We start from the raw sequence: 11,764 nt of genomic DNA, 5'->3' as shown, positions 1-11,764 counted from the left end.
GGAAAAAACGACACTATTAAGCGTGCACACTTTATTTTGTCGTGAAACAATTTATTAATTTAACAAAGAATAATTCCCCCTTTTATTCGTAATTTTTTACGAATGAAAACTATTTTTAAAGGTACTGAGGTACTAAGTTACAAAGGTTCTAAGGTTCAAAAAATGAGCAGAACCAAATCTATTTTCTTTCTTCTTTCTTCTGGTTTCTTCACACTATTTTCTTTCGCACAAGAGCAGGATTCTACTAAAGTTAATAAGCTTGATGATGTTTTGGTTTCTGCGGTTCGTGTGACTTCAAAAACTCCGGTTTCTTTTAGTAATATGGATAAAAAAGAAATCAAATTCAGAAATCTTGGACAAGATATTCCTACTTTGATGAATTATCTTCCATCTGTAGTAACAACTTCTGATGCTGGAAACGGAATTGGTTATAGCGGAATCAGAGTCCGCGGAAGCGATGCAACTCGTGTGAATGTTACGATCAACGGAATTCCATACAACGATGCCGAAAGTCAAGGAACTTTTTGGGTAAATATGCCTGATTTTGCTTCTTCTGTAGAAAGTCTGCAATTGCAAAGAGGAGTAGGAACATCAACAAATGGTTCTGGAGCTTTTGGAGCAAGTTTAAACATGTTGACAGATAATTATGCATCTAAGGCTAATGGAGAGATTTCAAGCTCTTTTGGAAGTTTTAATTCGCAGAAAAACACAGTAAAATTCAGTACAGGTTTGTTAAACGACCATTTTGAATTGGCTGGACGTTTATCCAGAATTAAATCTGACGGTTATATAGACAGAGCAAGTTCTGATTTAAAATCGTATTTTCTACAAGGAACTTATGTTGGAAAAACAACATTAATCAAAGCTTTAGTTTTTGGTGGAACTGAAAAAACATATCAATCCTGGAACGGAATTGACGCTGAAACTATGAACGAAAATCGTACTTTCAACTCAGCTGGAATGTACACTGATGAATCAGGAAATGTTCGTTTTTACGATAATGAAACTGATAATTACCAACAAGACCATTATCAATTGCATTGGAGTGAATCATTTTCAGATAAATGGAGCAGCAATTTGGCTGTTCATTATACAAAAGGAAAAGGCTACTATGAAAATTATAAAGAAGATGCCGATATGGCCGATTATAATCTAGATCCAGTTGGAGCAGTTACAACGACAGATTTGGTTCGTCAAAAATGGTTGGATAATGATTTTTACGGAACTACTTTTTCTGTAAAATATAAAGATGAAAAACTGGATGTTATTTTTGGCGGAGGCTGGAATAAATACGAAGGCGATCATTACGGAAAAGTGATTTGGGCGAGATATGCTTCAAACTCAGAATTGGGAGATCATTATTACGATGATTTTTCGACAAAAACAGATGGAAATATTTTCGCGAAAGCGAATTATCAGTTTACAGAAAAATTGAGCTTTTATGGAGATCTTCAATATAGAAATGTAAAATATAAAGCTAATAGTGCTGAAACAGGTTTAGTTGATGATAATTTCAATTTCTTTAATCCAAAAGCAGGTTTGAATTATGCTTTTAATGATAAAAACACTTTATATTTTTCATACGCTCGTGCGAATCGTGAACCAAACAGAACCGATTATGAAGGTGGAAATGTAAAACCAGAAAAATTGAATGATTTTGAATTAGGATGGAGATTTAACTCAGAGAATTTTCAGTTGAATTCTAATTTCTATTATATGGCCTACAAAGATCAGTTAATTTTGACAGGAACGCTTGATGATGTTGGAGCGCCAATTCGTTCTAATACAGACAAAAGTTACCGTTTAGGATTTGAATTTGATGCTACAATTAAACTTTCGGAACAATTTATTCTTCGACCAAACTTTACTTTAAGCAGTAATAAAAATGTTGATTTAGCTGTTGAAGGCCAAAATTACGGAACAACTAAAATTGCTTATTCACCAGAAGTTATTGCCGGAAATATAATTGTTTACAGCCCGATTCAGAATCTGCATATTTCATTATTGCAGAAATATGTTGGAGAACAATACATGAATAATATTGAATTGCCATCAGCAAAACTGGCCGATTATTTTGTGAACGATTTGAATGTTTCGTATGAAATTAAGCCTAAATCGGTTTTCAAATCGATTATGATTACAGGTATGGTAAATAATATTTTAGATAAAAAATATGTTTCAAACGGATACATGTGGGATGTTTATCCGTATTATTATCCACAGGCAGGAATTAATTTCTTAGCCGGATTGACTTTGAAATTCTAAAAAAAGAAAAAGCCTGAAAATCTAAACTTTCAGGCTTTTTCTTTTTAATTATATACGTGAATCACAGATCCTACAACTTCGACTTTATATTGTTTGAGCGGATATTCTTTTGAGCCAAGTCCCGTAAATAAGCTGTATTGTACTTTGTCACAAGAACAAACTGCATATATGCCATCAATTGTCATTGCTGTACAAGAATTAATTTCCTGATTTGGACACGCGGCATCAAAAGCATTATAAGAGTTTCCAGCATTAAAAATGATAATTCCTTTTGCTCCAAAATTTGGAACAATAACTCCGTTACTTACAAATTTAAGGTTGGAATAAGCAGGCAAATTCATATCTACAGACAAATTAACAGAGTAATTAGGAATGTAAGGATTTTTATTGCTGCGCTCACTGTCGCTACAAGCAGAAAGTGCACAAACAAAGACGATTAAGAGCCAGATTTTTTTCATTCTTTTAGTAAGGATTAATGAAACAAAAATAAAATATTTAGTTTTGATTTTTATATGATTAACATATAATTATGTTCTATTAAAAATAATAGTATATTTGTAATACAAAATCCCGTCCCGATGGGATTTTTTGTATTTATATAAACGATGAAGTTATGAGTAAAGTATCTTATTATACAGCAGAAGGATTAAAAAAGTTGAAAGATGAATTGGAGCATTTAAAAAGTGTAATGCGTCCAAAGGCATCTCAAGATATAGCAGAGGCGAGAGATAAAGGTGATTTATCTGAGAACGCAGAATATGATGCAGCAAAAGAAGCACAGGGTTTATTAGAAATGAGAATTGCTAAGCTGGAAGAAGTGTATTCTAATGCAAGATTAATTGACGAATCACAATTGGATGTTTCGAAAGCATTGGTTTTATCTAATGTAAAAATTAAAAACCAAAGTAACGGAATGGAAATGAAATATACGCTTGTAGCTGAAAGCGAAGCCGACTTGAAAACTGGAAAAATCTCAGTGACTTCTCCTATTGGAAAAGGTTTGCTTGGAAAATCTGTTGGAGAAGTAGCCGAAATTACAGTTCCAAATGGTGTTTTGAAATTTGAAATTCTTGAAATTTCAAGAGACTAAATTTTCTTTTGTTTAATCGGTTAATTGTTTAATCGGTTAAACGAATCAACGATTAAATAAATAAACAATGGCATCAATATTCACTAAAATAGTAAACGGAGAAATTCCTGCATATAAAATCGCTGAAGATGAAAACTTTTTGGCTTTTTTAGATGTAAATCCGAACGCAAAAGGACACACGCTTTGTATTCCGAAACAAGAAATCGACAAGATTTTTGATATGGATGATGAACTGTATTTAGGCTTGATGAAGTTTTCTAAAAAAGTAGCAATTGCTTTAGAAAAAACAGTTCCGTGCAAAAGAGTAGGAGTTGCCGTTGTTGGATTAGAAGTTCCTCATGTGCATGTGCATTTGATTCCGTTGAATCATATGGATGAAATGCGTTTCATAGATAAAGTTTCACTTACTAAAGAGGAGTTTGAAGCTTTGGCAAAGAGTATAACGGAGAATCTTTAAGTAAAATTATAAAACTAAAAAAACCTCGAAAATATTTTTTCGAGGTTTTTTTTAGTTTAAATACTATGTTATTTTACATGTTTTTTGAATATCCTCCTAATATGTTATGTAATCTAACGAGTAGAATTTCTAAAAAGAAATACAAATATTCAGCGAGTATAAATTATTTGTGTTTTATACATATTTTTGAAATTCCTGACCAATAGCAATACTTTCCTCTTTTCAAGCTCTTAATTAGATCTGAAAATTGTTTTTCTAAATCTATTTCTTTGTCAATAATTGTCGCCAAAGATTGAACCTTTCTTCTTAATTCAATTTCTTCAATTTTTCCATTAGTTTGTGATTCAGGATAGATTTCTGAAAACTCAATGTGTTTATTGATATTCTTAATTTGAATATTAATTGATAGATAATCACCATCTAGAAAACCTAATGCTTCACAATCAGCATCTTCATTACACTTTTTTAAAGTTTCAATTCCTGCATTTTTTAATTCGACTATTATTTTTTTAGCAAGTGTATTGTCAAGACTTATTTCTTTTATAATTTCTCTATCTTTTCTATATGGTATTTCTTCTGAAAGTTCAGTTCGTAAACATCCCTCGGCTGTGCCATTGCTATATTCAATAAATTGAATGGTTTGTGGTTTTCCACAAAAAGAAATTTCATACAATCGATCGATATCGCTATTTTGTGAAAAATTATTTTGATATAATATTAAAAATAATAGTATAAATATTTTTTTCATTCTGTTAAGTTATTAAATTCATTAAGTTCTTGTCGTATTTAAAAATCCCCAAGTATTTTATACTTGAGGATTTAGGAATAAACTATTGTTTTGTTAGCATCAAGCCATCTTTCGGAAAAGTTAGCTCAGCGGTTTTGAAACCAGGGCAAGTGTCTTCTGAAATCATTGTTTTATTTGGTTCAAAACCAAATGACATTAAAGTATTTGTTGCATTTTTTGTACGTATAAATATTGTTCCCGCATTACCGCACATTGCATTTTTGCCAGTAAAATCCAATGCATAAACTGCTAGATCCTTGCCAAAATAAGAACCTTCAATAATATAAGTATTATTATCGGGAAGATTCTGTGTGTTTTCTAATACATTGCCGTTGCTGGTAGTGATTAGGTAGCGAATCAATAACATATCCCAAGTTATCGTTTCATATTTTGAAGTTGCTTTCGTAATATATAATGTATAGTTTTTGTCTTGGTAAGTTCCTTTCCAAGTACCTATATATTTGGTAAGCAAATTGTTTACATCCTTCAAATAAGTATTGTCTGGGATGCCCCCAGCTCGTCTATAATCTATGGCTTTTTTAATTGGTTGAATAGATTGTGCCTTGCAGGATATCACTGATAGGATTATAAATCCTAAAAAAAATATTTTTTTCATTTTGGTTTTATTTACAGTTACTACTTGTTACTTTTCCAGTAGCATCTAATGTTTTTTTTGAGTTTCCACTAGATTCTATTTTATATAGTTCGATGCCATTGATTCCTATTTGTTCATTCAAAAATTTTAAAAATCCTTTTTCCAAACTACTACTTTTTTTCATTATTTCTGTGTAAGTTTTATCAAGACCATCACGCCAATTAATACTGCTAGCTTTTGAACTGAGATCAGCAATATTTCCTGTAAATCTCAATTGATAAGTTCCTGCGCTAGATACCATATCTCCATAAACTTCGCTAATAGGAATGCTGTTTCTACCTGCATTAAGAATCAAAATTATAAACTGTTTTACATCTTCAGGCGAATGCATTCTTATAGGTTCAACAGGGTCTATATCGCCATTTGCCTTTACTTTTTCATAAGGGTCTAGATGAGCATGCATATAACCTATTGTGTTTGCATCGAATGGGAAATTTAAGGAATCTGTATTATCAGTACCTGAACCGGGACTAAGTGCGGTAAAGGGACCATTTTTACTCTGCAAGTATCCAGTTTCTACTTTTAAATTTGTTTTCTTTTTAAGTTCGTCTTGTTTGGCTAAAAAATTTGCACTAGTCAACTGCTCTCTTATTCTGCTGCATGGATCGCCTATGGGTTGACTTCCTGATCCTGAGCTTGAATCTCCTCCGGCACCTGGAGAACCAATATAATCACCAGTTCCGCCTCCGGTTCCGCCTCCGCCTATAGTTGGGGTAATTCTTATCACGCCCCCACATCCTGCGCATCCTCCACTACCGCTACCTCCGGTGACAATTACAGAATCCAATTCCATTTGCCAGTTAGGAGGTGCTTTGCGGGTTAAATTAAATGCCTTGATTTTTTCATCGTCAGACAATATAGCCGCATATGAAATATTTTTAATAGCCACGCCATTCTCAAATTCTGCTCCTTTTACGAATCCTTCTGTTAAATTCCATGTTAGGATGTAACCAGTAAAAACATCTAAGTTTTGAAAATCATCTTTTTTGTTTTCAACACCAAAATCAGTTTCTGACTTTGGAAATATTTCATGTACTACAGTATTATATCCATTGTCTGCTGGATATAAATATAACATTTTCTTTCCATGATAATCGGGATTTTCAGGATTGTCCTTCATCGGAATCGCAATTGCAATAGAATTATTTTCCAATTTGACCAAAGAGGCATTTTCCCAATAATAATTAATGTTTTTGAATGCCGGATGAAATTCTTCTGTTGCCTTATAGGCGTTAAACCATTTTTGTGCTTTGTCAATTGCAACAGTTGTTTTTTGCTTGTCTGAGATTTCTTCATTTGCACAATTTGACGCTAGTAAAGTAATGCACAAAATAAGCATGACTCGAAATAGGTTTTTAAATTTTTCTTCATTTTTAAAGTTTTCGGTTAATAGTTAATACAGAAAAATCTCTCAATTTTTTTGTTTAACCGAACTTAGAAAATGAAAACTCGTTACTTAGTATTTAAAAGTTTAAAAAACAACACAATAAGACATTTTAGACTTTTATAGATGTGGAATTACTTGCGCAAAAAAAAGCCTCTACAGAATTGTAAAGGCTTTTTATGGTTTTGAAACGATATACTTAGAGTGTAAATTAATTTTTATTTAACTGAATCTGAAAAGTAGTTCCCTTTCCAATTTCAGAATGTAAAACTTTGATTTTGCCGCTATGATATTCTTCAACAATTCTTTTAGTTAAAGAAAGTCCCAATCCCCAGCCTCGTTTTTTGGTTGTAAAACCAGTTTCAAAAATGGTTTTGAATTGTTTTTTAGGAATTCCGGTTCCAGAGTCTTTTACATTTATTTTTACATGATGGAGATCCTGTTCAATTTGCAGTTCCAGATTTCCTTTTCCTTTCATTGCATCGATGGCATTTTTTACCAAGTTTTCGATTGTCCAGCTGTAAAGAATTGGATTTATCTGTACCATAATAGGTTCGTTTGGCGTATGATATGAAAAAGCAACTTGTTTTGAAAAACGTGATTGCAAATATTTAAACGCATTTAAGGTTTCTGAAACAATATCATGCGTTTCTAAAACAGGAACAGAACCAATTTTAGAAAAACGATCCGTAATCGTTTGCAATCGGTTAATATCTTTTTCGATTTCAGAAGTTATCGATGAATCAATGTCTTCTGTTTTTAAAATCTCAATCCAGCCAATTAAGGATGATAAAGGCGTACCAATTTGATGTGCCGTTTCTTTTGCCATTCCAGCCCAAAGTTTATTCTGAGTGGCCATTTTCGTGCTTTTGTAAAAATTATAAATCAAAGCAACAAATAGAAAAACAATAAGCAATAAAGCAATTGGATAATATTTTAATTTGTTAAGCAATGCCGAATTACCATAATATAAATGTTGATACTTTCCTGGTGCATATTCAAAAGTTATGGGTTCATTTTCGCTACTTAAATTTTTTAAAAAAGTTTTTAGTTTTTTCTTGTCATTCAAGATTTCATCAGGAACATTTTTTGAACTTACAACATTATCATAAAGCATTAATACTACGGGAATAGAAGTGTTATTGCTAAAAATTTGAAGAGGCAGTTCAACATCAGTATTTTCGTCTGCGTTTACAATTGTAATTTGTGCATCGGCAAAAAGCTTCATTTTCAGACGTTCTTCATTTTTGAAAATCTGAAAAAAAGTATAGGTGTTCCAGAGAATCAAGGTAATGATTAAAAAGGAAATAAGAATTATAACCCAGCGAGTTGTATTTCTGCGTTCAGAAAAATGCATAAATTAATTTTTGAGGTATAAATATAACGAAATATACGCATTTTATATTTTGCAGTTCCTGAAAGATTTTTGTTTTTATGTCCTAAAGTATTTCTTCGAATTAAACGATTTCTATACTTTTGCAGTTACCAAAATGAGGTTTGGTTAAAAAGAAAATATATGATTAGCATCGATCCAAAAGAGATACCAACAGCAAAATTGCATGGTTATCTGCAAAGTTCAGTAGGGCCACGTCCAATTGCGTTTGCGAGTACAATTAGTGCAAAAGGAATTCCTAATTTATCTCCCTTCAGTTTCTTTAATGTGTTTAGTGCTAATCCGCCAATTTTGGTTTTTTCGCCTGCAAGACGCGTTCGCGACAATACGGTAAAACACACTTTAATCAACGTTGAAGCAACAAAAGAAGTTGTAATAAATGTGGTTAATTTCGACATTGTACAACAGACTTCGCTGGCAAGTACAGAATATGCAGAAGGCGTAAACGAATTTATAAAAGCGGGTTTGACTCAAATTCCGTCTGATATTGTAAAGCCGTATCGCGTAAAAGAATCTCCGGTTCAGTTTGAATGCAAGGTTACGCAGATTATTCCGTTAGGAACAGAAGGAGGAGCTGGAAATCTGGTTTTGTGCGAAGTAGTGAAAATGCATATCCACGAATCAATTTTAGATGAAAACGGAGCAATCGATCAGCACAAAATTGATTTGGTTTCAAGATTGGGAGCAAATTGGTATTCAAGATCGAATGAAGGACTTTTTGAAGTGCCAAAACCACTTACAACTTTAGGTGTTGGAGTAGATGCAATTCCGAATTTTATCAAGGAAAGCCCTGTGTTTAATGGGAATGACCTCGGAAAATTAGGAAATATAGAGTCCTTGCCTACAACGGAAGAAGTTAGTATATTTGTGAAAGAAAATTTTTCTGTGAAAGGCGTTTTAAGCTCAGACGATCAGGAAAAAATTCACTTAGAAGCCAAAAAATATCTCAATAATGACGATGTTGCCTCGGCTTGGAAAGTGCTTTTAGCCAAAAAATAAGAATAGAAACAATAATTAATTATAGAAGAAGATGGAAGTTATAGGAAAAGTAAAAGTGGTAAATCCTGAGCAACAAGTTAGTGCTTCATTCAAAAAAAGAGAATTAGTAGTAACTACAGATGAGCAGTATCCACAGCATATTTTAATCGAGTTTACACAAGATAAATGCGATTTATTAAGCAGCTATAAACTAGGTGAAGCAGTAAAAGTTTCTATCAATTTAAGAGGAAGAGAATGGGTTAATCCGCAAGGAGAAACTAGATATTTCAATAGTATTCAAGGTTGGAGAATCGAAAGATTAGCACCAGAAGGTCCTGCACAAGGCGCGCCAATGCCAGCTGCAGAAACTTTTGCACCAGCAACAAGCATAAACGAAGACGAACCAGACGATTTACCGTTCTAATAAAGGTTTAAAATCCAAAAGATAAATTCCAAATTCCAATTCATTCGACTGAATTTGGGATTTGGAATTTTTTATTTGAAATTTCAAGAACCTGAAATTTAGGATTTTTATTATTGAATACTAAAAAAATGTATTATTTATTCAACGATTTATTTTTTCCTCCAGTAACGGAAGCTGATGAAGAAGGCATTTTAGCAATTGGTGGCGATTTAAGTTCAGAACGTTTACAATTAGCCTATAAAAGCGGTATTTTTCCTTGGTTTAATGAAGGAGAACCAATTTTGTGGTGGGCGCCAGATCCGAGAATGGTTCTGTTTTTTGATGAACTCGTAATATCTAAAAGTATGCGGAAGATTCTGAATCAGAAAATGTTCAAGGTGACTTACAATAAAAATTTCAGAGAAGTAATTTTGAATTGCCAGCAAATAAAACGGGATGGACAAAACGGAACCTGGATTTCTGATGAAATGATAGAAGCTTATTGCAAACTGAATGAAGAAGGATTTGCAAAATCGGTTGAGGTTTGGCAGGATGACGTTTTAGTTGGTGGTTTGTACGGAATAGATTTGGGAAAAGGAAATGTTTTTTGTGGAGAAAGTATGTTTTCTAAAGTTTCAAATGCATCAAAAACAGCTTTTATCGCTTTAGCGTTATATTTGAAAAAAGAAAATTACAAATTATTGGATTGTCAAGTTTATAATGCGCATTTAGAGAGTTTAGGCTGTCGGGAAATTGATCGCGAGGAATTTATGTCCATTTTAAAAAGTAAATAAAAATGAGTGCAGTTTACAGTGTAAAAGAAATTTATATTTATCCGATAAAAAGTTTGGCAGGAATAAGTCTTGAATCTGCAAAAGCAGAAGAAATGGGATTTGAAAACGACCGCCGTTATATGTTGATTGATGCGGAAAATCAAATGCTGACGCAGAGAGAACATCGAATAATGAGTCAGTTTTATCCGCAGATTTCAAATGGAAAAATTAGCATTACTTTTCAGAATCAAGAGCATCAATTTTCTATTAACGAACATTTAGAAAACGCAATAGAAGTAAATGTTTGGGATGATAAAAGCGAAGTTGTTGAGGTAAACCCTGAAACGTCAAAATGGTTCAGCCAACATTTAGGTTTTGAATGTAAATTAGTCAAAATATTAAGAAATGGAGCTCGTAAACATGAAAGCTCTAGATTAAAAGAAACATTCAATGTGAGTTTGGCAGATGGTTACCCGTATTTATTGATTGGAACAGAAAGCCTTGATTTTTTAAATGATAAATTGGACGAAAAAATTACCATAAAAAGATTTCGTCCAAACATTGTAGTAAGCACTAAAAATCCTCATGAAGAAGATGATTTTAAGACTTTTACAATTGGAGAAGTTCAATTTAAAAACATAAAACCTTGCGGAAGATGTGTTATGGTTAACAATGATCCGGAAAATGGACGTTTAAAAAAAGAACCTCTAAAAACGTTGAGTAAATATAGAAATGTCGATAATTCGGTTTTATTCGGAACCAATATTGTGAGTTTGAATTCGGGAATTATTGCTGTTGGTGATGAAGTTGTTTTTTAGAAACTTAGCTTTGTAAAATTCCAATTTAACGTATTAAAAATAACAAGTTCATTTTTTAAAGTTGGTAATTCTAAAATCAATTTTAGCGTTTCGTGCGCCATCATATTTCCGATAATCCCAGGAAGAGTTCCTAAAACGCCGTTCAAATTACAATTCGGAACATCTTTCGGATCTGGCATTTCTGGAAACAAATCGCGAAGATTTTTGCTCCCGTTATGATTGAAAACCGCAATTTGTCCTTCAAATTTTAAAATACTCCCGTAAACCAAAGATTTCTTTAGTTTCACACAAATATCATTCACTAAATAACGAGTTGAAAAGTTATCAGAACCATCAACAATAATATCAAATTGTTCAATGATTTTTGATGCATTTTTGGCGGTTAATTTCTCATTAATCGCCACAGCTTCAATCAACGGATTTAATTTTGAAACTACTTTTTGTGCAACAATCGCTTTTTGTTCGCCAATTTCATTTTCGGTGTATAAAATCTGTCGGTGAAGATTGTGAATTTCAATAGTATCAAAATCCATAATTCCTATAAAACCTACTCCTGCAGTCGCAATATATTGCAAAATAGGACAGCCTAAACCGCCAGCACCAATTACTAAAACTCGTGCTTTTTTAAATTTTTCCTGACCTTCATCGCCAATTTCAGGAAGAATAGTTTGTCTGTTGTAACGGAGAAATTCTTGTATAATACTCATTTTTTTAATTATGAATTATGAATTGTAAAATGTTAAGTTCACAAACCTGAAACC

Annotated in this window: 13 protein-coding genes; 7 read left to right on the top strand and 6 right to left on the bottom strand. The window is 32.6% G+C overall.

What is annotated here, in order from left to right:
* Positions 1 to 102: 102 nt before the first annotated feature.
* Positions 103 to 2,265 carry a TonB-dependent receptor gene (locus ACNFIH_RS09740; RefSeq protein WP_426486462.1) on the top strand — a complete coding sequence of 721 codons (2,163 nt, stop codon included), beginning with the start codon at positions 103 to 105 and terminating at the stop codon, positions 2,263 to 2,265.
* Positions 2,266 to 2,309: 44 nt separating this feature from the next.
* On the opposite strand, the gene ACNFIH_RS09735 is transcribed toward ACNFIH_RS09740, so the two are convergent.
* Positions 2,310 to 2,723: a Rieske (2Fe-2S) protein gene (locus ACNFIH_RS09735; RefSeq protein ID WP_426486461.1), complete on the bottom strand. Its 414-nt coding sequence runs from the start codon at positions 2,721 to 2,723 to the stop codon at positions 2,310 to 2,312.
* Between the two features lie 155 nt (positions 2,724 to 2,878).
* Here ACNFIH_RS09735 and greA point away from each other — a divergent pair, with 155 nt between their 5' ends.
* Both greA and ACNFIH_RS09725 read left to right on the top strand, forming a co-directional pair.
* On the top strand, positions 2,879 to 3,355 hold the full coding sequence (gene greA, locus ACNFIH_RS09730) for a transcription elongation factor GreA (RefSeq protein ID WP_029271926.1): 477 nt from the start codon (positions 2,879 to 2,881) through the stop codon (positions 3,353 to 3,355).
* A 67-nt stretch (positions 3,356 to 3,422) separates the two neighbouring features.
* Positions 3,423 to 3,812 (top strand): HIT family protein, encoded by a 390-nt coding sequence (locus ACNFIH_RS09725; protein ID WP_035645390.1) that lies wholly within the window; start codon positions 3,423 to 3,425, stop codon positions 3,810 to 3,812.
* Between the two features lie 163 nt (positions 3,813 to 3,975).
* On the opposite strand, the gene ACNFIH_RS09720 is transcribed toward ACNFIH_RS09725, so the two are convergent.
* The 4 genes from ACNFIH_RS09720 to ACNFIH_RS09705 all read right to left on the bottom strand — a co-directional run bounded on the left by ACNFIH_RS09720 (position 3,976) and on the right by ACNFIH_RS09705 (position 7,995).
* The gene (locus ACNFIH_RS09720; RefSeq protein ID WP_152560988.1) at positions 3,976 to 4,560 is read right to left on the bottom strand and encodes a hypothetical protein; all 585 of its coding nucleotides are present in this window, start codon (positions 4,558 to 4,560) and stop codon (positions 3,976 to 3,978) included.
* A gap of 82 nt (positions 4,561 to 4,642) precedes the next feature.
* Positions 4,643 to 5,215, bottom strand: coding sequence for a DUF6705 family protein (locus tag ACNFIH_RS09715; RefSeq protein WP_426486460.1), 573 nt, complete (start codon positions 5,213 to 5,215; stop codon positions 4,643 to 4,645).
* Between the two features lie 7 nt (positions 5,216 to 5,222).
* Positions 5,223 to 6,593 carry a hypothetical protein gene (locus tag ACNFIH_RS09710; RefSeq protein ID WP_426486459.1) on the bottom strand — a complete coding sequence of 457 codons (1,371 nt, stop codon included), beginning with the start codon at positions 6,591 to 6,593 and terminating at the stop codon, positions 5,223 to 5,225.
* 256 nt (positions 6,594 to 6,849) lie between these two features.
* Positions 6,850 to 7,995: a sensor histidine kinase gene (locus ACNFIH_RS09705; RefSeq protein ID WP_035645383.1), complete on the bottom strand. Its 1,146-nt coding sequence runs from the start codon at positions 7,993 to 7,995 to the stop codon at positions 6,850 to 6,852.
* Positions 7,996 to 8,154: 159 nt separating this feature from the next.
* On the opposite strand from ACNFIH_RS09705, the gene ACNFIH_RS09700 reads away from it, so the two are divergent.
* The 4 genes from ACNFIH_RS09700 (at position 8,155) to ACNFIH_RS09685 (ending at position 11,003) form a co-directional block, all read left to right on the top strand.
* Positions 8,155 to 9,030 (top strand): flavin reductase family protein, encoded by an 876-nt coding sequence (locus ACNFIH_RS09700; protein WP_426486458.1) that lies wholly within the window; start codon positions 8,155 to 8,157, stop codon positions 9,028 to 9,030.
* A 31-nt stretch (positions 9,031 to 9,061) separates the two neighbouring features.
* The gene (locus ACNFIH_RS09695; protein WP_035645378.1) at positions 9,062 to 9,433 is read left to right on the top strand and encodes a DUF3127 domain-containing protein; all 372 of its coding nucleotides are present in this window, start codon (positions 9,062 to 9,064) and stop codon (positions 9,431 to 9,433) included.
* A 128-nt stretch (positions 9,434 to 9,561) separates the two neighbouring features.
* The gene (gene aat, locus ACNFIH_RS09690; RefSeq protein WP_426486457.1) at positions 9,562 to 10,206 is read left to right on the top strand and encodes a leucyl/phenylalanyl-tRNA--protein transferase; all 645 of its coding nucleotides are present in this window, start codon (positions 9,562 to 9,564) and stop codon (positions 10,204 to 10,206) included.
* 2 nt (positions 10,207 to 10,208) lie between these two features.
* Positions 10,209 to 11,003 (top strand): MOSC domain-containing protein, encoded by a 795-nt coding sequence (locus ACNFIH_RS09685; protein WP_426486456.1) that lies wholly within the window; start codon positions 10,209 to 10,211, stop codon positions 11,001 to 11,003.
* On the opposite strand, the gene ACNFIH_RS09680 is transcribed toward ACNFIH_RS09685, so the two are convergent.
* Positions 11,000 to 11,710: a HesA/MoeB/ThiF family protein gene (locus ACNFIH_RS09680; protein ID WP_426486455.1), complete on the bottom strand. Its 711-nt coding sequence runs from the start codon at positions 11,708 to 11,710 to the stop codon at positions 11,000 to 11,002. The two genes, ACNFIH_RS09685 and ACNFIH_RS09680, sit on opposite strands and share 4 nt — an antisense overlap.
* Positions 11,711 to 11,764: the final 54 nt, after the last annotated feature.

It is taken from the genome of Flavobacterium sp. 2, from assembly GCF_049949195.1.
In the GTDB taxonomy this organism is placed as follows: Bacteria; Bacteroidota; Bacteroidia; order Flavobacteriales; family Flavobacteriaceae; genus Flavobacterium.
The sequence above is the reverse complement of the archived record's forward strand: the minus strand, read 5'-3'. Positions and strand labels throughout refer to the sequence as shown.